Source organism: Mycolicibacterium chlorophenolicum, assembly GCF_001044235.1.
In the GTDB taxonomy this organism is placed as follows: Bacteria; Actinomycetota; Actinomycetes; order Mycobacteriales; family Mycobacteriaceae; genus Mycobacterium; species Mycobacterium chlorophenolicum.
The window spans coordinates 37,661-57,108 of sequence record NZ_JYNL01000020.1 but is presented as its reverse complement, the minus strand read 5'-3'; the positions used below and the strand labels follow the sequence as shown (position 1 = coordinate 57,108).

Here is a 19,448-nt window from a genome sequence, read left to right as displayed (position 1 = left end):
TAACTCCCCGGTTGTTTGCCGCGCGGCGGGGTACATTCACGTCATTGTGACGGGCGTCAAGAATGATCCGGAGCGCAATGAGGCGCTCCCACCCGGGGTCCAGGGAGCTGCCGACCCCGCCTTCGCGTGGGCGGTCCGGGCGTTCAAGCAGATGTTCCCGCACCGCCGGTTCGGCGGCGGCGCTCTGGCGGTGTACCTGGACGGTGAGCCCGTCGTCGACGTCTGGACCGGCTGGTCGGATCGCCGGGGACGTCGGTACTGGACCGCCGACACCGCGCCGATGGTGTTCTCGGCCACCAAGGGAGTGGCCGCGACCGTCATCCACCGGCTGGCCGACCGCGGCCTGATCGACTACGACGCCCCGGTCGCCGAGTACTGGCGCGAGTTCGGCGCCAACGGCAAGGCGAAGATCACCGTCCGCGACGCGCTGCGGCACCGCGCCGGGCTGTCGCAGCTCAACGGTGTCGCCGGCGCCGATCTGATGGACCACTTCGGCATGGAGGAGCGGCTCGCCGCGGCACCCGCGAGCTGGCTGGTCGGTCGCCCCGCCTACCACGCGTTCACGTTCGGCTGGCTGCTGTCCGGGCTGGCCCGCTCGGTGACCGGAACCGGGATGCGGGAGCTGATGCGCAGCGAGATCGCTGCGCCGCTGAACACCGACGGCCTGCATCTGGGTCGCCCGCCGGTGCAGGCGCCGACGCAGCCGGCCCGCATCATCGGCCCGCAGACCCGGCTGCAGAACCCGGTGTTCAACCTGGTCGCGCCGCATCTGGCCGCGCTGCCGTTCTCCGCGGCATTCGGCGCGATGTACTTCCCGGGCGTGAAGGCGTTCGTGCAGGGCGACACCCCGATGCTGGACAGTGAGATCCCGGCCGCGAACGGGGTGGCCACCGCTCGGGCTCTGGCCCGCATGTACGGCGCGATCGCCAACGGCGGACGCATCGAGGACACCCAGTTCCTGTCGAGCCGGACGGCCGCGGCCCTGGTCGGCAGGCCGAGCCTGCGCCTGGACCACAGCATGATCATGCCGCTGTCGTTCCACCTCGGTTACCACGGGCTGCCACTGCCGGGCGTGCTGCCCGGCTTCGGGCACGTGGGTCTCGGCGGGTCGCTGGGGTGGGCCGATCCGGACCGGGGACTGGCGTTCGGCTTCGTGCACAACCGGTTGTTGACCCCGTTCGTGGTCAGCGACCAGGCCGGTTTCGTCACCACCGCGGCGCTGATCCGCCGCGGGGCCGCGCTGGCCCGCAGAAACGGCTACCGCCGGGTGCCGGACTTCGGTGCGCCGTTCGCCGACGTCACCGCGCAGGCGATGTAGCACCCACCTCGGTTCGAAGAGTGGCGACTCGGGTCAGTGCTGTTTGCTGAACACTGCGATTGCGGTCCACTCCGTCGCCCGGCGCCGAAGCGGAAGCAACCATTCCCCGTCCCACGCCGGGGCCATGGTATCGCTGATTTCGCTCAGTGGATAGGACCCGCCGCCGGGGCGGCCTCCGTGTCCTGCCGCGGATCAGGATTTGCCGAACTCGGCCGCGAGTGTCTTCTTGTCGACCTTCTCGCCCGCGAGCGTCGGCAGCGGGCTGTCGGTGAGGTGCCAGCTGGTCGGCACCGCGAACGACGCGACCGTGTCGGACAGGTGTTCGCGTAGCGCGTCGACCGCGGGCGGCTCGGCTCCCTCGCGATAGACGACCACCGCCGCCAGTTCCTCGCCGAGGTCGGGGTGGGGGACACCGAAGACCGCCGCCTCCACGACCGCCGGGTGAGACGTCAGCGCGGCTTCGACCTGCGGGCACGCGATGTTCTCACCGCCCCGGATGACCATGTCCTTGCTGCGGCCGTCGATGTAGAGGTAGCCGTCGTCGTCGAGGTGGCCGAGGTCGCCGCTGTGCAGCCAGCCCTCGCCGTCGACGGTGCCGTCATCACGCCCGGCATAGCCGAGCATCACGGTGGGGGAACGGGCCAGCACCTCGCCCACGCCGTCGGCGTCGGGCCGGTCGATCCGGACCTCGACCACCGGATACGGCCGGCCGACGGTCCCGGGGCGCTCGAGCAGGTCGCGTCCGTCGGCGACGGTCAGGAACCCGCCGGCCTCGGTCATGCCCCAGGTGTTGCTCAGCCCGCGGGTGGCCAGGTTCGGCAGCGCGGTCCGGATCCGCTGCAGCAGATGGGGGCTGACCGGAGCGCCGCCCAGCGGCCAGGACCGCAGGCTGGTCAGGTCGTGGGAGCCGAAGTCGGGGTGTTCGAGCACGCGCACGGCCATCGTCGGCACTGCGCCCCACACGGCGACCCGTTCGGCCTCGATCAGCGCCATCACCGCGCCGGCGTCGAACCGCCCCTGCGTCAGCACGATCCGGCCGCCGGTCAGGAAATGGGTCAGCAGCGAGGAGCACCCGCCGATGTGGAACATCGGCGTGCTGGCCAGGCTGACCACCGCGGGGGAGTCCGGCGCCAGCCGGTGCGGCTGCCGGCCGCTGCGGGCGAAGATGTTCTGCTGGTTGGCGATCACCGAGCGGCGGGACAGCTGCACGGCCTTGGGCATGCCGGAGCTGCCCGAGGTGAACAGCACCAGCGCCACGTCGTCGAGGTCGCGTTCGGCCGATGCGAGCTCCCCGTCGGCTCCCGCGCCGGTGAACGCGTCCGCCAGCTCGGCGAGGTCACTGATGGCGGTGGGCGCGTCCACGGCGGTGTCGGTGAGGATGTGGCGCAGGTCCAACAGGGTGGTGGCATGGGCGACCTCGGCGCGGGACCACCAGCGGTTGCCCAAGACGGGGACGGCGCCGATCAGCCAGAGCGACCACAGGGCGAGCACCCACTCCGGGCTGTTGTAGCCGAACACCATCACGCGGTCGCCGACGCCGATGCCGCGGGCGGTCAGCTGCTCGACCGCTCGTGGCAGGGCTACGCGGAAGTGCGCGTAGGAGATGCGGCGCTCGCCGTGCACCAGGAAGTCGCGGTCGGTCCAGCGGCGCGTTCCGGCGACCAGCTCAGCGAACGTTCCGGGGCCGTGCCGGTACAGCAGACCGGGATGTCCGGCGTAGGAACCCTGGTCGACGTCGGCCGACCACGGCGCGGTCGTCAGGTCCGGGCCCGGGTGAACCACTTGGTCCTGATCCGCCACGAGTGCGCCGACGTCAGCGCGAACCCGGCGCCGCAGGCACAGGCGAAGATCCACACCAGGATGCTTCCCGCCACGGTCTGCAGTGGGGGGATGAAGGCGGTGACGATGCGCACGACGCACGCGATGACGCCCATCGCCGAGGCCAACAGGTAGGTGTTCGCGATGCGTCGTGACCGGGGATCGCTGCGCAGGATCAGCAGGGCCCGCGACCCGTAGGCGAGCAGGTAGATCAGCATGCCGCACAGCAGCAGCCAGTACATGTTCAGCCAGAAGTCGGTCGGCACCTCGAAGAAGTCCCGGCGGTACACCGTGGCGCCGTTGCCGAGCCAGAACGCGGCCAGCAGCAGCGGAATGCACAGCGTGGCGGGGCGCTCGACGAACTGCTTGAACCGTTGATGCATCGCATGATCGGCCTCGAGCCGGCCGAGGGTGTTGTAGACGATGGCCGACGCGGCGACGATGTACGCGTCGTGGCCGAGGTAGTCCTCGAGGTTCCACTTGCCGGTGAGGCCGTACAGCCAGTGGCCGACGGTCTCCGAGGCCCACGGTGACATCAGCAGGACCGCGACGCCCTGCAGTGCGATGTTGAGGGTGGCGGCCACCTCCCAGCGGCACGACCAGGTGACACGCCGGATCCAGAGGCTCCACGCGATGCACAGCAGCGTGATGGCGATGAGTGTTGCCAGGGCCATGAGCGGACCGATCTACAGCGGCGGAGCGTCCAGCCGCGGCGTCAGCTCGGACAACCGCGGGATGCGTCGGACCGGCGCCTGCGCCGTCTTCTGCCGGGTCGCCACCGCCGCGCGCGCGGACTCGACGTAACTGAAGACTTCCTGCCGGGTCATCAGGCCGAACTGGATCTGCAGATCCGGGTAGCTCAGATCGAACCGGTCCGCCACGCGCCGCAGCTCCTCGGCGTTGGGGTAGTCCGGCTCCTTGATGCGCCGGTAATAGGTACTGCTGGACGTGCCGAGGGCGTCGTAGATGTCTTTCGCATCGATCTCCCCGTCGAGGAGATAGTCGAGCAGGGCTTTGAGCTGTCTGCCGTTCTCGTCCGTCCTGGGCACCTGACCACTGTAAACCGTGCGCCGGTTCTGGTCAGCCCCCGCCGGCAAACAGATAACACATTCTTAATTGACACGGCCGTCACAGTTTTGGGAGCAGTCTCCCAAATCTGGGACAACCCCTGTACGGTTAGCTGCATGGTCGCTCCTTACCTGCCTGACGAGGTCAAGCACACTTTCGTCAATTCCGCGCCGATAGCGCTGGATGTGTTCGATCGCGCTGCGGCGCCGTGTTCGGGGGCGCAGCGGGCCCGATGCGCCACCGCTCCGCCGAGCGAATTGGCCGAGGAGATCGACGGCGCCGCCGAGTGGCTCGGCGTGCAGCCCGAGGAGATCCTGCTGGCGGCGCTGGGCCGCACCTTCGGGCGGACCCGCGGCGAGGGCGCGGTCACCGTCGACGTCCGCACGGGGCAGCATCGGCAGGCGCGCCCCGTCTCGCTGCTGTGCGCGGCCTCCTGGCCCATGGGGCCCAGCGAGATGCTGCAGGGTGCCCACAACGCGCTCGCCGCGGCGTCGGGTCACCACGGCGCCCCCGCGGAGATCGCGCTGACGATCGACCCGGTCGCCGACGACGACACCGCGGCGACCGCGGCCCTCGAGTTGCGGGTGCTGCGCATCGACGGCCTGTTGCACCTGCAGTGGGCCTACGACGCGGCGCGGCTGGACGGCTACTCGGTCGAGGAGATGGCCGAGCAGTTCCCCCTCGCCCTGATCGAGATCACCTCGGACGCCGGCGCTCCGCTGTAGCGTCTCCCGGCCCGCTAGACTGTGGGCCACTGGCGTCGATCCGGCCATCACCGGGGAGCCTTCGGAAGAACGGCACGCAGCGCGTGCTCACTAGACCCGAACGGGTGGGCCCGTCACAGCCTGCGAATGAGCGGCGTACCGCAGGTACGCAAGCGGGGTGGTACCGCGGTGTTCGCGCGAAGCGCGGCGTCGTCCCCGTGCCTGGAACCTGGCACAGGAGAACAGACGCCGTGAGCGCCTACCCCAAGCCGGCGAGTGGATCGCCCGACTTCCCGAGCCTCGAGCTCGAGGTCCTCGACTACTGGGACCGCGACGACACGTTCCGCGCGAGCATCGCGCACCGCGAGGGCGCCCCCGAGTACGTGTTCTACGACGGCCCGCCGTTCGCCAACGGCCTGCCCCACTACGGCCACCTGCTCACCGGCTACGTCAAGGACATCGTGCCGCGCTACCGCACCATGCGCGGGTTCAAGGTCGACCGGCGGTTCGGCTGGGACACCCACGGACTGCCCGCCGAACTCGAGGTGCAGCGCCAGCTCGCCATCACCGGCAAGGCGCAGATCGAGGAACTCGGCATCGAGAAGTTCAACGACGCCTGCCGCGCGTCGGTGCTCAAGTACACCGGCGAGTGGCGCAGCTATGTCACCCGCCAGGCCCGCTGGGTGGACTTCGACAACGACTACAAGACCCTCGACATCGGCTTCATGGAGTCGGTGCTGTGGGCGTTCAAGCAGCTGTGGGACAAGGGCCTGGCCTACGAGGGCTACCGGGTGCTGCCGTACTGCTGGAACGACGAGACGCCGCTGTCCAGCCACGAGCTGCGGATGGACGACGACGTCTACCAGAGCCGCCAGGATCCCGCGCTCACGGTCGGGTTCCGGATCGTCGGCGGTCCACGCGCCGACCTCGTCGGGGCCTATCTGCTGATCTGGACCACGACGCCGTGGACGTTGCCGTCCAACCAGGCGGTGGCCGTGAATCCGGACGTCAGCTACGTGGTGGTCGAGCATGACGGCCGGCGCTACATCCTTGCCGAGGCCCGGCTGGGCGCCTACGCCCGCGAGCTCGGCGACGAGCCCACCGTGGTGGCCACCTACACCGGCCGAGATCTCCTCGACGTCACCTACGCCCCGCCGTTCCCGTACTTCATGGACTCGCCCAACGCTTTCCGCGTGCTGCCGGGCGATTTCGTCAGCACCGAGGACGGCACCGGCCTGGTGCACATGTCCCCGGCCTACGGCGAGGACGACATGGCGACCGCCACGGCCGGCGGGATCGAGGCCGTCACCCCTGTCGACGCCCGGGGCCGCTTCGACGCGACCGTGCCCGACTACGCCGGACAGCACGTGTTCGACGCGAACCCGCAGATCATCCGTGATCTCAAGAACGGTGCGGGCAGCGCCGCCCTCAACGGTGCGGTGCTGCTGCGCCACGACAGCTACGAGCACTCCTACCCGCACTGCTGGCGCTGCCGGAACCCCTTGATCTACCGGGCGGTGTCGTCGTGGTTCATCAAGGTCACCGAGATCCGCGACCGCATGGTCGAGCTGAACCAGCAGATCACCTGGTACCCCGAACACGTCAAGGACGGTCAGTTCGGCAAGTGGCTGGCCGGCGCCCGCGACTGGTCGATCTCGCGGAACCGGTACTGGGGCAGCCCGATTCCGGTGTGGAAGTCCGATGACCCGGCCTATCCGCGCATCGACGTCTACGGCAGCCTCGACGAGCTCGAACGCGACTTCGGGGTGCGTCCGGACAACCTGCACCGGCCCTACATCGACGAGCTGACCCGGCCCAATCCCGACGATCCGACCGGGCGCTCGACGATGCGGCGCATCGAGGACGTGTTCGACGTGTGGTTCGACTCGGGCTCGATGCCCTACGGGCAGGTGCACTATCCCTTCGAGAACCAGGACTGGTTCGAGTCGCACTTCCCCGGCGACTTCATCGTCGAGTACATCGGCCAGACCCGCGGCTGGTTCTACACGCTGCACGTCCTGGCGACCGCGCTGTTCGACCGCCCGGCCTTCCGGACGTGCGTCAGCCACGGCATCGTGCTGGGCAACGACGGCCAGAAGATGAGCAAGTCGCTGCGTAACTATCCCGACGTCACCGAGGTGTTCGACCGGGACGGATCCGACGCGATGCGCTGGTTCCTGATGGCCTCGCCGATTCTGCGCGGCGGCAATCTCGTGGTCACCGAGCAGGGCATCCGCGAGGGTGTCCGGCAGGTGCTGCTCCCGCTGTGGAACGCGTACGCCTTCCTGGCGCTCTACGCTCCCCAGAAGGGCACCTGGCGCACCGACTCCACCCACGTGCTGGACCGCTACATCCTGGCCAAGCTCGCCGCGCTGCGCGACGAGCTGACCGAATCCCTGGATGTCTGCGACATCTCGGTGGCGTGCGACCAGCTGCGGCAGTTCACCGAAGCGCTGACGAACTGGTATGTGCGACGGTCGCGTTCGCGCTTCTGGGAGGAGGACCGCGACGCGATCGACACGCTGCACACCGTGCTGGAGGTGACGAGCCGGCTGGCCGCGCCGCTGCTGCCGCTGACCACCGAGCGGATCTGGCGGGACCTGACCGGCGAGCGCTCGGTGCACCTCACCGACTGGCCCGAGGCGGGCTCGCTACCCGCCGACCCGCAGTTGGTCGCCGACATGGACCTGGTGCGTGAGGTCACGTCGGTGGGCTCGTCGCTGCGCAAGGCCAAGAAGCTGCGGGTGCGGCTACCGCTGCTGAAACTCACTGTGGCGGTGGATGACCCGCAACGGCTGGTGCCCTACCGCGACCTGATCGCCGACGAGCTCAACGTCAAGGCCGTCGAACTCACCGACGACATCGCCGCGCACGGCCGTTTCGAGCTCGCGGTCAACGCCCGCGCCGCCGGGCCCCGCATCGGCAAGGACGTGCAGGCCGCGATCAAGGCGGTGAAGGCGGGGGAGGGCGTGCTCAACGCGGACGGCACGCTGACAGCTGGCCCGGCGGTGCTGCTGCCCGAGGAGTTCACCTCCCGGCTGGTGGCCGCCGACCCGGAGTGGACCGCGGCGATGCCCGACGGCGCGGGTCTGGTGGTGCTCGACGGCACCCTCACCGAGGAGCTCGAGGCCGAGGGCTGGGCCAAGGACCGGATCCGGGAGCTGCAGGACCTGCGCAAGGCGACGGGCCTGGACGTCTCCGACCGGATCGCGGTCGTCATGGCCGTACCCGCCGACAAGGAGCCGTGGGCGCGCACGCACGCGGGGTTGATCGCCGGTGAGATCCTGGCCACCGACTTCGCGTTCGGCGAGCCCGCCGACGGTGCCGAGATCGGCGACGGCGTGCGGGTCAGCATCGCCAAGGTGTGACGGTCAGCCGACGCGCGCGTTCTGCCCGCCGAAGGTGACCACGTCGCCGCTGCGCAGCTGGCGGCCGCGTCGCGTCTCGACCTCGTCGTTGACCAGGACCTGACCGTCGGCGATCGCCTCCTTGGCGTCGGCGCCGCTGTCGATGAGGTTCGCCAGCTTGAGGAACTGGCCCAGCCGGATGGTCTCGTCGCGGATCGGTACGTCGTGCACGCCCGCCACGTTAGCCCGCCTACAGTCGCGGTGTGGGCGCGCGATGGGTGCTGCACCTGGACATGGACGCGTTCTTCGCGTCGGTCGAGCAGCTGACGCGGCCGACGCTGCGGGGCCGGCCGGTGCTCGTCGGCGGCCTCGGGGGGCGCGGCGTGGTGGCCGGGGCCAGCTACGAGGCGCGGGTGTTCGGCGCGCGCTCGGCGATGCCGATGCACCAGGCCCGCCGTCAGGTGGGTGCCGGCGCGGTGGTGCTGCCTCCGCGCGGCGTGGTCTACGGGCTGGCCAGCCGTCGGGTGTTCGACACGGTGCGGTCCAAAGTGCCTGTGCTGGAACAGCTTTCCTACGACGAGGCGTTCGGTGAGCCGCCCGAGCTGGCTGGCGCGAGCGCTGCCGAGGTGGAGGGGTTCTGTCAGCGGCTGCGCGCCGACGTGCGCGACGTCACGGGCCTGGTGGCCTCGGTGGGGGCGGGCTCGGGCAAGCAGATCGCCAAGATCGCCTCGGGCCTGGCCAAACCGGACGGTGTCCGGGTCGTGCCCCGCGACGAGGAGTCGACGCTGCTCGCCGGCCTGCCCGTGCGCCGGCTGTGGGGCATCGGGCCGGTGGCCGAGGACAGGTTGCACCGGCTGGGCATCGAGACGATCGGCGCGCTGGCCGCGCTCACCGAACGGGAGGTGGCCGACGTCCTTGGCGCGACGGTCGGACCGGCGCTGCACCGCCTCGCACGGGGCGTCGACGACCGACCGGTCGCCGAGAACGCGCCGGCCAAGCAGATCAGCGCCGAGTCGACGTTCGCCGAGGACCTCATCACGCTGGCCCAGTTGCGCGAGGCGATCGGCCCGATCGGCGACCATGCGCACCGGCGGCTGCAGAAGGACGGCCGCGGCGCACGCACCATCACCGTCAAGCTCAAGCGCTCCGACATGAGCACCCTGACCCGATCCGCGACGCTGCCCTACGCGACCACCGAGGCCGCGACGCTGATCGGCACCGCGCGCCGGCTGCTGCTCGACCCGGTCGAGATCGGGCCGGTCCGCCTTGTCGGCGTGGGCTTTTCGGGACTCACCGAGGTCCGCCAGGAGCCGCTCTTCGCCGATCCGGAGCTGGCGATGGAGGAGACGTCCGATGCGGGCGTGCCGGCCACCCTGTCCGATGTCGCGGCCGCCGCGCCCGCGTGGCGGATCGGCGACGACGTCCGTCACGCTGCGCACGGGCACGGCTGGGTGCAGGGCGCCGGCCACGGGGTGATGACCGTCCGGTTCGAGACGCGGGCGTCAGGCCCGGGCACGGCCCGCACGTTCCCCGTCGACGACCCCGCGCTGACCCGCGCCAATCCGGTGGACAGCCTGGACTGGCCGGATTACGTCGAGGCGATGGGCCGGGAGCCGTCAGCCCCAGCGGGCGAAGACCTCCCCGGCCGGTGAGCCGGCGGCCAGCGCCGCGATCAGCAGCACCCGCGCCTGCGGCGGTCGCAGCGTCGGCACCACGACCGCACCGGCCGCCATCAGGTCGCGGCCCGGCGCGTACCCGGGGCTGACCCGGCCGCCGGGGACCCGCGTCGACACCGCCACCGCGACGCCGGCCGCGCAGTGCCGCGCGACGCCGTCGATCAGCGCGGTGCCCGCGTTGCCCGCGCCCAGCCCTTCGATCACGATGCCGCGCGCGCCGGCGGCCACACAGGCGTCGAGCGCGACGCTGTCCGCGCCCGGGTAGGCCGCGACGATGTCGACCCGCGGCGCCTCGGCGGCGCGCAGCCGGCCCAGAGAGGGCCGACGACGGTCCGGTCCGAGCGGCCGGCCCGCGAAACTCTGCCGACCGGTTATGCTGACCTTCGCCAGCCCCAGCGCCTCGAACACCTCCCCGGCGAACGCGACCACCACCCCGACGCCGCGCGAGCCCGGGTCGGCCGCCACCGCCAGCGCCTGCCGCAGATTGGCGGGGCCGTCGGCGTCCGGGTCGTCGGCGCTGCGCTGCGCGCCGGTCAGGACCACGGGCACCGCGCCGTCGTAGGTGAGCTCCAGCCACAGCGCGGTCTCCTCCATGGTGTCGGTGCCGTGCGTGACGACGACGCCGTCGACGTCCCCGGTCCCGGCTGCGCGGTGCACCGCGGCGGCGACGACGTCCCAGTCCGCCGGGGTCAGCTGCGAGCTGTCGGCGCGCATGGCCTCGATCACCTCGACGTCGAGCCCCTCGGTGAGGTCGGCGCCCGACCGGGTGGGGCGTTTGACGCCCTCGGCGTCGGCACTGGTGGAGATGGTGCCGCCGGTGGCGACGACGACAAGGCGGCCCATGGCTGGAATTCTGCATCACCGCGCCTGGGATGATGGTCGGCGTGACTGACGAATCTTCGAGCCCCGCCGAACCGGCGACCGGCGAGCCTGCCGTGGAACCGGCAGCCGGCGGATCACCGCGACGACGGCTTCGCCTCCTGCTCACCGTGGCGGGTGTGGTGCTCGTGGCCGACATCGTCACCAAGGTGCTCGCGGTCAAGCTGCTGACCCCCGGCCAGCCCGTGTCGATCATCGGCGACACCGTGACCTGGACGCTGGTGCGCAACTCCGGGGCGGCGTTCTCGATGGCCACCGGCTACACGTGGGTGCTCACGCTGGTCGCCACCGGCGTCGTCATCGGCATCATCTGGATGGGCCGGCGGCTGGTCTCGCCGTGGTGGGCGGTCGGCCTCGGGATGATCCTGGGCGGTGCGATGGGCAACCTGGTCGACCGATTCTTCCGGTCGCCCGGGCCGCTGCGCGGCCACGTCGTCGACTTCCTGTCGATCGGGTGGTGGCCGGTGTTCAACGTGGCCGACCCGTCGGTCGTCGGCGGGGCGATCCTGCTGGTGGTGTTGTCGCTGTTCGGCTACGACTTCGACACCACGGGGAGGCGCCGGCCCGACGGCGGCGACACCCGATGACGACCCGGTCGATGCCCGTGCCCGAGGGGCTGGCCGGGATGCGCGTCGATGCGGGCCTGGCCCGGCTGCTGGGGCTGTCGCGGACCGCGGCGGCCGCCCTGGCCGAGGAGGGCGGCGTCGACCTGGACGGCGCCCCGGCCGGCAAATCCGACAAGCTGACCGCCGGCGCGTGGCTCGAGGTGCGGCTGCCCGAAGCGCCCGCGCCCGTGGAGAACACGCCCGAGGAGATCGAGGGGATGGGCATCCTCTACTCCGACGAGGACATCGTCGCGGTCGACAAACCGCCCGGTGTCGCCGCGCACGCCACCGTCGGCTGGCACGGCCCCACCGTGCTCGGCGGCCTCGCCGCCGCGGGCTTCCGGATCAGCACGTCGGGGATCCACGAACGCCAGGGCATCGTGCACCGCCTCGACGTCGGCACCTCCGGCGTCATGGTGGTGGCGCTGTCCGAGCGGGCCTACACCGCGCTGAAGCGGGCGTTCAAGCAGCGCACCGTGGACAAGCGCTACCACGCCCTGGTGCAGGGGCATCCGGATCCGTCCAGCGGCACCATCGACGCCCCGATCGGCCGGCACCGCGGACACGACTGGAAGTTCGCGGTCGTCGAGGGCGGACGCAACAGCGTGACGCACTACGACACGGTGGAGGCCCACCAGGCCGCGAGCCTCCTCGACATCCACCTCGAGACCGGCCGCACCCATCAGATCCGGGTGCACTTCGCCGCGCTGCACCATCCGTGCTGCGGTGACCTGACCTACGGCGCCGATCCGACGCTGGCCGCCCGGCTCGGCCTGGAACGGCAGTGGCTGCACGCGCGCTCGCTGGCCTTCGCCCATCCCGCCGACGGCCGCCGGATCGAGATCACCAGCCCGTATCCGGCCGATCTGCAGCACGCGCTGGACGTGCTGCGCGATCAGCGCCTGTGAGGTCCGGACTGCTCTTCGGCGCCGGCGCCTATGCCATGTGGGGGCTGTTCCCGGCCTTCTTCCCGCTGCTCAAACCCGCAGGCGCGGTCGAGGTGCTGGCGCACCGGATCATCTGGAGCTTCGTGCTGATGGTGGTGGTGGTCACCGCGGTGCGTCGGCTCGGTGACCTCCGGCAGATCACCGGCCGGGTGTGGCTGCTGTTGACCGCGGCGGCGGCGCTGATTTCCGTCAACTGGCTGATCTACGTGTACGCGGTCAACAACGGTCACGTGGTCGACGCGGCGCTCGGTTACTTCATCAACCCGTTGGTGTCGATCGCGTTGGGGCTGATCATCTTTCGGGAGAAGCTGAACCGCTGGCAGGTCGGCGCGCTGATGATCGCGCTCGCGGCGGTCGTGGTGCTGACGGTCGACGTCGGGTCGCCCCCGCTGATCGGGCTGGGCCTCGCGCTGTCGTTCGGTCTGTACGGCGCGGTGAAGAAGCTGGTGCCGACCGACCCGCGGGTCAGCGTCGGGGTGGAAGCGGGTCTGGCGGCGCCCTTCGCGGTGGCCTACGTGGTGGTGCTGCAGCTCTCCGGGCATGCCACGTTCACCGATCACGGGATGCGGCACGTGGTGCTGATGATGTTGGCGGGCGTGCTGACCGCGCTGCCGCTGCTCCTGTTCGCCGCGGCCGCCCAGCGGTTACGCATGGTGACGCTGGGACTGCTGTTCTACCTCACGCCGGCGATGCAGCTGTCCTGGGGAGTGCTCGTCGGCCACGAGCCGATGCCGCCCGCACGCTGGCTTGGCTTCGCGCTCATCTGGGTGGCGCTGCTGGTGTTCACCGTCGACGCGGTGCGTGGCGCGCGAGCCGATCGGCGTGCCGCGCATCCCTCCCGCGTGTGAGCTTTGCGGATTTGCTGATTGACCGGCTGGCAGCAATGTCATAGCGTTTGCCCGTGGAGCATGCGACGTCGCCGGTTGTCAGAGGGCGCGGCCGCCCGGTGGGCGCCGACTCGGAACAGACCCGGCGCACGATCCTGCGCGCCGCCCGCGACGTCATCGCCGAGTGCGGGTACGCCGCCGCCACCTTCGCGCAGATCGCGACCCGGGCCGGGGTGAGCAGGCCGACGCTGCACTATTACTTCGGCACCCGGGAGCAGGTCTACGAAACCCTGCTGGGTGAGCTGCACGCTCAGATCACCTCGTGCATCGCCGAGGCGCAGGAACAGCCGCAACCTCGGCGGCAGCTCGTCGCCTTCACCAGCGCTGTCCAGCGGATGTGCGCCGAGGACCCCGCTGCCATGCGCTTCCTCGTCGCGGCCCGGGTGGAGCAACGCCGTGGCCCGCACCGCAGCGCGGCCGCCCAGCGGGTGGTCTCCGCGATCCACGACTTCTACGACGCCCTGGCCGAGGCCGCGCACCGCAGCGGCGAACTGGCGCCGGACGCCGACCCCCGCGGGGTGGCCGACATGCTGGCGTCGTTGTTCTGGGGCATGGGCTTTCATGCCGGCTTCGTCGCCGAGGACGGCACCGCTTCGATCGTTGCCAGGCAATTGTTACAGCTATTCGATGACGGATTGCTGACATTGCCGATCGGTGCGCCTGTCGACGCGTGAGCCGGCGCCGGCGAGACACGCACCGCGACACGCCGAGCGCTGTCGGCGGTCGGCCATAGACTGGCCTGCCTATGAGCGGGTCATTCGTGCATCTCCACAACCACACCGAGTACTCGATGCTCGACGGTGCCGCGAAGGTCAAGCCGATGCTCGCCGAGGCGCAACGCCTCGAGATGCCCGCGATCGGCATGACCGACCACGGAAACATGTTCGGCGCCAGCGAGTTCTACAACGCGGCCACCGACGCGGGCATCACGCCGATCATCGGCGTCGAGGCCTACATCGCCCCGGCGTCGCGGTTCGAGACCAAACGGGTGCTGTGGGGCGATCCCAGCCAGAAGTCCGACGACGTGTCGGGCAGCGGCTCGTACACGCACATGACGATGGTCGCCGAGAACGCGACCGGGCTGCGCAACCTGTTCAAGCTGTCGTCGCTCGCCTCGTTCGAGGGCCAGCTCGGGAAGTGGTCCCGGATGGACGCCGAGATCATCGCCGAGCACGCCGAGGGCATCATCGCCACCACCGGCTGCCCGTCGGGTGAGGTGCAGACCCGGCTGCGGCTCGGACACTTCGACGAGGCCGTGGCGGCCGCGGCCAAGTGGCGGGAGATCTTCGGTCCGGAGAACTTCTTCCTCGAGCTGATGGACCACGGGCTCGACATCGAACGCCGGGTCCGGGAGGGCCTGCTCGAGATCGGGCAGAAGCTCGGCATCCCGCCGCTGGCCACCAACGACTGCCACTACGTCACCCGCGACGCCTCGCGCAACCACGAGGCGCTGCTGTGCGTGCAGACCGGCAAGACGCTCTCGGATCCGACGCGCTTCAAGTTCGACGGTGACGGCTACTACCTGAAGTCCGCGGCCGAGATGCGCGCCCTGTGGGACGACCAGGTGCCCGGCGCGTGCGACTCCACGCTGCTGATCGCCGAGCGGGTGCAGTCCTACGCCGACGTGTGGGCGGTCCGGGACCGGATGCCGATCTTCCCGGTGCCCGAGGGGCACGACCAGGCGTCGTGGCTGCGGCACGAGGTGATGGCCGGGCTGGAGCGCCGCTTTCCCGGCGCGGTCGGGCAGGACTACATCGACCGCGCGGAATACGAGATCAAGGTCATCTGCGACAAGGGCTTCCCGTCCTACTTCCTGATCGTCGCCGACCTGATCAACTACGCGAAGTCGGTCGACATCCGGGTCGGCCCCGGCCGCGGGTCGGCCGCCGGTTCGCTGGTGGCCTACGCGCTCGGGATCACCAACATCGACCCGATCCCGCACGGTCTGCTCTTCGAGAGGTTCCTGAACCCGGAACGGCCGTCGGCGCCCGACATCGACATCGACTTCGACGACCGCCGGCGCGGCGAGATGCTGCGCTACGCCGCGAACAAGTGGGGCAGCGATCGCGTCGCCCAGGTCATCACCTTCGGCACCATCAAAACCAAAGCCGCGCTCAAGGATTCGGCGCGCGTCAACTACGGCCAGCCGGGCTTCGCGATCGCCGACCGGATCACCAAGGCGCTGCCGCCGCCGATCATGGCCAAGGACATCCCGCTGTCGGGCATCACCGACCCCAGCCACGAGCGGTACAAGGAAGCCGCCGAGGTCCGCGGGCTGATCGACACCGACCCCGACGTGCGAACGATCTACGAGACCGCCCGCGGCCTGGAGGGCCTGGTCCGCAACGCCGGCGTGCACGCGTGCGCGGTGATCATGAGCTCCGAGCCGCTCATCGAGGCGATCCCGCTGTGGCGCCGGCCGCAGGACGGCGCGGTGATCACCGGCTGGGACTATCCGTCGTGCGAGGCCATCGGCCTGCTGAAGATGGACTTCCTCGGCCTGCGGAACCTGACGATCATCGGCGACTGCATTGAGAACATCAAAGCCAACCGCGGGGTCGACGTCGACCTGGAGTCGCTGGCCCTCGACGACCCGAAGGCCTATGAGTTGCTCGGGCGCGGTGACACCCTGGGCGTGTTCCAACTCGACGGCGGGCCGATGCGCGACCTGCTGCGCCGCATGCAGCCGACCGAGTTCAACGACATCGTGGCCGTGCTCGCGCTGTACCGGCCCGGCCCGATGGGCATGAACGCCCACAACGACTACGCCGACCGCAAGAACGGCCGGCAGCCGATCAAACCGATCCACCCCGAACTCGAGGAGCCGCTCAAGGACATCCTGTCGGAGACCTACGGTCTGATCGTCTACCAAGAGCAGATCATGTTCATCGCCCAGAAGGTCGCCTCGTACACGATGGGCAAGGCCGACGCGCTGCGCAAGGCGATGGGCAAGAAGAAGCTCGAGGTGCTCGAGGCCGAGTACAAGGGCTTCCGCGAGGGCATGACCGCCAACGGATTCTCCGAGGGCGCGGTGAAGGCGTTGTGGGACACCATCCTTCCGTTCGCCGGCTACGCGTTCAACAAGTCGCACGCTGCCGGCTACGGGCTGGTGTCCTACTGGACGGCCTACCTGAAGGCGAACTATCCGGCCGAGTACATGGCCGGTCTGCTCACCTCGGTCGGCGACGACAAGGACAAGGCCGCGGTCTACCTGGCCGACTGCCGCCGCCTCGGCATCACGGTGCTGCCGCCGGACGTCAACGAGTCGGTGCAGAACTTCGCCTCGGTCGGCAACGACATCCGCTTCGGGCTCGGGGCGGTGCGCAACGTGGGCGCCAATGTCGTTGCCTCACTGGTGAAGACACGCGCGGACAAGGGTAAGTACACCGACTTCTCCGATTACCTGAACAAGATCGACATCGCGGCCTGCAACAAGAAGGTGACGGAATCGCTGATCAAGGCGGGCGCCTTCGACTCGCTCGGCCACCCGCGCAAGGGCCTGTTCCTGGTGCACACCGACGCCGTCGACTCGGTGCTCGGCACCAAGAAGGCCGAGGCGATGGGGCAGTTCGACCTGTTCGGCGGTGGCTCCGAGGACGGTTCGTCGACGGACGCGGTCTTCACGATCAAGGTGCCCGAGGACGAGTGGGAGGACAAGCACAAGCTCGCCCTCGAACGCGAGATGCTGGGTCTGTACGTGTCCGGTCACCCGCTCAACGGGATCGCGCATCTGCTCGCCGCGCAGGTCGACACCCAGATCCCGGCGATCCTCGACGGCGATGTCGCCAACGACACCCAGGTCCGCGTCGGCGGGATCCTCGCGTCGGTGAACCGGCGTGTCAACAAGAACGGCCTGCCCTGGGCGTCGGCGCAGATCGAGGACCTCACCGGTGGCATCGAGGTGCTGTTCTTCCCGCAGACGTACTCGATGTTCGGCGCCGAGATCGCCGACGACGTGGTGGTGCTGATCGGGGCGAAGGTGGCGATCCGTGACGATCGGATCTCCCTGATCGCGAACGAGCTGATCGTGCCGGACTTCTCCAGCGCCCAGGTCAACCGGCCCGTGGCCGTCAGCCTGCCGACGCGGCAGTGCACCGTCGACAAGGTCAGCGCGCTCAAGCAGGTGCTGGCGCGGCATCCGGGCACCGCACAGGTGCATCTGCGGCTGATCAGCGGGGAGCGCATCACCACGCTGGAGCTCGATCAGTCCCTGCGGGTGACGCCGTCGTCGGCGCTGATGGGTGACCTGAAGGAGCTGTTGGGTCCGGGCTGCCTCGGCGGGTGAGCGGTGGGCGCTCAGTCCTTCGGCGCGCCCAGCAGGCCCGCGGTGAGCCATACGATCGCGGCCACCCCGGCGCCGGAGAGCACGGCGGGAGCGGCTGATGCCGTCGTCGTGGCGACCACGGCGAAGACGATCAGACCGATGAGCAGAGCCGCCACCTTGTAGGTGGGCCACGGCACACCGGCGATGGACACCGTCCCGGCGGGACGGGTCACGGCGTCGCCGAATTCCTGCGCGGTGGTCATGTGTTCCACGATAACCCTCAGAAGAGTTTTCGGCTAGCCGAAACTCCCGCGTTTCCGCTGGGGAGGGTTCCAGTGGCACCATGGTCGGCGTGTCCACCGAGCTGAGTCAGAGCCCCCGGATCGATCCCGCTGCGCCACTGCGCGCCGCGGACATCGACGAGGCCGCTCGGCGAATTTCGGGCGTGGTCTCCCAGACCCCGCTGCAGTTCAGCGACCGGCTCTCGGCGCTGACCGGCGCGCAGGTCTACCTCAAGCGCGAGGACCTGCAGGCGGTGCGCTCGTACAAGCTGCGCGGCGCCTACAACCTGCTCATGCAGTTGACGCCGGAGGAGAAGGCGGCCGGCGTGGTGTGCTCGTCGGCGGGCAACCACGCGCAGGGCTTCGCGCTGGCGTGCCGCTCGATGGGCGTGCACGGCCGGGTCTACGTGCCGGCCAAGACGCCCAAGCAGAAGCGCAATCGGATCCGCTATCACGGCGGGGACTTCATCGAGCTCATCGTCGGAGGAAAGACCTACGACCTGGCCGCCGAGGCGGCCCGCGAGGACGTCGCGCGCACCGGGGCCACGCTGGTGCCGCCGTACGACGACCTGCGCACGATGGCCGGTCAGGGCACCATCGCCGTCGAGATCCTCGAGCAGCTCGGCGCGGAACCGGACCTGGTGATCGTGCCGGTCGGTGGCGGCGGCTGCATCAGCGGTGTGACGACGTACCTCGCCGAGCGCACGGCCACCACGTCGGTGCTCGGTGTGGAGCCTGCGGGCGCGGCGGCCCTGGTGGCCGCGCTGGCGACGGGGGAGCCCGTCACACTGACCGAGGTCGACCAGTTCGTCGACGGCGCCGCGGTCGCCCGGGTCGGCACGCTGCCGTTCGCGGCGCTGTCGGCCGCGGGGGACATGGTGTCGATCACCACGGTCGACGAGGGCGCGGTGTGCACCGCGATGCTCGACCTCTACCAGAACGAGGGCATCATCGCCGAGCCCGCCGGCGCGCTGTCGGTGGCGGCACTGCTCGACGCCGACATCGAGCCCGGCTCGACGGTGGTGTGCCTGATCTCCGGCGGGAACAACGACGTGTCCCGCTACGGCGAGGTGCTGGAGCGGTCGCTGGTGCACCTCGGCCTGAAGCATTACTTCCTGGTCGACTTCCCGCAGGAGCCCGGCGCCCTGCGCCGGTTCCTCGACGAGGTGCTGGGCCCCAACGACGACATCACGCTGTTCGAGTACGTCAAGCGCAACAACCGGGAGACCGGTGAGGCACTGGTCGGCATCGAGATGGGCTCGGCCGCCGACCTCGACGGTCTGCTCGCCCGCATGCAGACCTCGGAGTGCCACGTCGAGCTGCTCGAGCCGGGGTCGCCGACCTACCGCTACCTGACCTGACGCAGCACGGCCACAGCGTCACGCGGCGACCGCCACAACCGCCTCGTCGTTGGCGCGGAAGAACGGCTCGACCGGCACGTCGAAGTCTGCGGCGCATTCGACGTCACTGAGCACCTTGAGGAAGCAGCGATCCGGGCCGACGAGCACGAAGCGCAGCAGGCGCTCGCCGAATCCGAGCGGGCCCATCAACGCCCGCCAGCGCTGCCGCAGATCGGCCGGCGAGCGGATCGGTTCGGTGGCGGTCTCCACGGCCGGGTATTCGGTCATCCACAGGCCGGCCGCCTGTGGATGAC

17 protein-coding genes are annotated in these 19,448 nt (G+C 70.1%); 10 read left to right on the top strand and 7 right to left on the bottom strand.

The window, feature by feature from the left end; genetic code table 11:
* Nucleotides 1–46 precede the first annotated feature (46 nt).
* Nucleotides 47–1,318: an esterase/beta-lactamase LipL gene (gene lipL, locus MCHLDSM_RS08295; protein WP_048469656.1), complete on the top strand. Its 1,272-nt coding sequence runs from the start codon at nt 47–49 to the stop codon at nt 1,316–1,318.
* A 192-nt stretch (nt 1,319–1,510) separates the two neighbouring features.
* On the opposite strand, the gene MCHLDSM_RS08290 is transcribed toward lipL, so the two are convergent.
* The 3 genes from MCHLDSM_RS08290 to MCHLDSM_RS08280 are packed head-to-tail and all read right to left on the bottom strand — an operon-like array spanning nt 1,511 to nt 4,185.
* A complete protein-coding gene (locus tag MCHLDSM_RS08290; protein WP_234713930.1) occupies nt 1,511–3,100 on the bottom strand; it encodes a class I adenylate-forming enzyme family protein in 1,590 nt (529 codons plus the stop codon).
* Entirely contained in the window at nt 3,076–3,810 is a 735-nt protein-coding gene (locus MCHLDSM_RS08285) for a hypothetical protein (protein ID WP_048469655.1), read from the bottom strand. The genes MCHLDSM_RS08290 and MCHLDSM_RS08285 overlap by 25 nt, the downstream gene beginning before the upstream one ends.
* A 12-nt stretch (nt 3,811–3,822) precedes the next feature.
* Complete coding sequence (locus MCHLDSM_RS08280) at nt 3,823–4,185, bottom strand: hypothetical protein (protein ID WP_048417902.1); 363 nt, start codon at nt 4,183–4,185, stop codon at nt 3,823–3,825.
* A gap of 135 nt (nt 4,186–4,320) precedes the next feature.
* On the opposite strand from MCHLDSM_RS08280, the gene MCHLDSM_RS08275 reads away from it, so the two are divergent.
* Both MCHLDSM_RS08275 and ileS read left to right on the top strand, forming a co-directional pair.
* Nucleotides 4,321–4,929 carry a hypothetical protein gene (locus MCHLDSM_RS08275; RefSeq protein WP_048469654.1) on the top strand — a complete coding sequence of 203 codons (609 nt, stop codon included), beginning with the start codon at nt 4,321–4,323 and terminating at the stop codon, nt 4,927–4,929.
* Between the two features lie 230 nt (nt 4,930–5,159).
* Entirely contained in the window at nt 5,160–8,276 is a 3,117-nt protein-coding gene (ileS, locus tag MCHLDSM_RS08270; RefSeq protein WP_048469653.1) for an isoleucine--tRNA ligase, read from the top strand.
* A 3-nt stretch (nt 8,277–8,279) separates the two neighbouring features.
* Here ileS and MCHLDSM_RS08265 read toward each other — a convergent pair whose 3' ends face one another.
* Complete coding sequence (locus MCHLDSM_RS08265) at nt 8,280–8,486, bottom strand: RNA-binding S4 domain-containing protein (RefSeq protein ID WP_407661851.1); 207 nt, start codon at nt 8,484–8,486, stop codon at nt 8,280–8,282.
* 32 nt (nt 8,487–8,518) lie between these two features.
* On the opposite strand from MCHLDSM_RS08265, the gene MCHLDSM_RS08260 reads away from it, so the two are divergent.
* Nucleotides 8,519–9,907, top strand: a complete 1,389-nt coding sequence (locus MCHLDSM_RS08260) for a DNA polymerase IV (protein ID WP_082168798.1) — start codon at nt 8,519–8,521, stop codon at nt 9,905–9,907.
* Here the strand turns inward: MCHLDSM_RS08260 and MCHLDSM_RS08255 are convergent.
* Nucleotides 9,872–10,774 (bottom strand): asparaginase, encoded by a 903-nt coding sequence (locus tag MCHLDSM_RS08255; protein ID WP_048469652.1) that lies wholly within the window; start codon nt 10,772–10,774, stop codon nt 9,872–9,874. The two genes, MCHLDSM_RS08260 and MCHLDSM_RS08255, sit on opposite strands and share 36 nt — an antisense overlap.
* A 41-nt stretch (nt 10,775–10,815) precedes the next feature.
* Here MCHLDSM_RS08255 and lspA point away from each other — a divergent pair, with 41 nt between their 5' ends.
* The 5 genes from lspA (at nt 10,816) to dnaE (ending at nt 17,534) form a co-directional block, all read left to right on the top strand.
* A complete protein-coding gene (gene lspA / locus MCHLDSM_RS08250) occupies nt 10,816–11,397 on the top strand; it encodes a signal peptidase II (protein WP_048418003.1) in 582 nt (193 codons plus the stop codon).
* Nucleotides 11,394–12,323: an RluA family pseudouridine synthase gene (locus MCHLDSM_RS08245; RefSeq protein WP_048469651.1), complete on the top strand. Its 930-nt coding sequence runs from the start codon at nt 11,394–11,396 to the stop codon at nt 12,321–12,323. The genes lspA and MCHLDSM_RS08245 overlap by 4 nt, the downstream gene beginning before the upstream one ends.
* Entirely contained in the window at nt 12,320–13,210 is an 891-nt protein-coding gene (gene rarD / locus MCHLDSM_RS08240; RefSeq protein WP_048469650.1) for an EamA family transporter RarD, read from the top strand. The genes MCHLDSM_RS08245 and rarD overlap by 4 nt, the downstream gene beginning before the upstream one ends.
* Before the next feature lie 53 nt (nt 13,211–13,263).
* Nucleotides 13,264–13,923: a TetR/AcrR family transcriptional regulator gene (locus MCHLDSM_RS08235; protein WP_048469649.1), complete on the top strand. Its 660-nt coding sequence runs from the start codon at nt 13,264–13,266 to the stop codon at nt 13,921–13,923.
* Between the two features lie 71 nt (nt 13,924–13,994).
* Nucleotides 13,995–17,534 carry a DNA polymerase III subunit alpha gene (gene dnaE / locus MCHLDSM_RS08230; RefSeq protein WP_048469648.1) on the top strand — a complete coding sequence of 1,180 codons (3,540 nt, stop codon included), beginning with the start codon at nt 13,995–13,997 and terminating at the stop codon, nt 17,532–17,534.
* An 11-nt stretch (nt 17,535–17,545) separates the two neighbouring features.
* Here dnaE and MCHLDSM_RS08225 read toward each other — a convergent pair whose 3' ends face one another.
* Entirely contained in the window at nt 17,546–17,776 is a 231-nt protein-coding gene (locus MCHLDSM_RS08225; RefSeq protein WP_048469647.1) for a hypothetical protein, read from the bottom strand.
* 89 nt (nt 17,777–17,865) lie between these two features.
* Here MCHLDSM_RS08225 and ilvA point away from each other — a divergent pair, with 89 nt between their 5' ends.
* Nucleotides 17,866–19,155 carry a threonine ammonia-lyase IlvA gene (gene ilvA, locus MCHLDSM_RS08220; protein WP_048470229.1) on the top strand — a complete coding sequence of 430 codons (1,290 nt, stop codon included), beginning with the start codon at nt 17,866–17,868 and terminating at the stop codon, nt 19,153–19,155.
* 18 nt (nt 19,156–19,173) lie between these two features.
* Here ilvA and MCHLDSM_RS08215 read toward each other — a convergent pair whose 3' ends face one another.
* The gene (locus tag MCHLDSM_RS08215) at nt 19,174–19,422 is read right to left on the bottom strand and encodes a hypothetical protein (protein WP_053082941.1); all 249 of its coding nucleotides are present in this window, start codon (nt 19,420–19,422) and stop codon (nt 19,174–19,176) included.
* Nucleotides 19,423–19,448: the final 26 nt, after the last annotated feature.

Excerpts from the sequence above, each read along its gene's own strand:
- MCHLDSM_RS08245 (WP_048469651.1), top strand. The coding sequence starts at position 11,394 with ATGACGACCCGGTCGATGCCCGTGCCCGAGGGGCTGGCCGGGATGCGC.
- dnaE (WP_048469648.1), top strand. The coding sequence starts at position 13,995 with ATGAGCGGGTCATTCGTGCATCTCCACAACCACACCGAGTACTCGATG.
- MCHLDSM_RS08255 (WP_048469652.1), bottom strand. The coding sequence starts at position 10,774 with ATGGGCCGCCTTGTCGTCGTCGCCACCGGCGGCACCATCTCCACCAGT.
- MCHLDSM_RS08275 (WP_048469654.1), top strand. The coding sequence starts at position 4,321 with ATGGTCGCTCCTTACCTGCCTGACGAGGTCAAGCACACTTTCGTCAAT.
- MCHLDSM_RS08285 (WP_048469655.1), bottom strand. The coding sequence starts at position 3,810 with ATGGCCCTGGCAACACTCATCGCCATCACGCTGCTGTGCATCGCGTGG.
- MCHLDSM_RS08215 (WP_053082941.1), bottom strand. The coding sequence starts at position 19,422 with ATGACCGAATACCCGGCCGTGGAGACCGCCACCGAACCGATCCGCTCG.
- MCHLDSM_RS08225 (WP_048469647.1), bottom strand. The coding sequence starts at position 17,776 with ATGACCACCGCGCAGGAATTCGGCGACGCCGTGACCCGTCCCGCCGGG.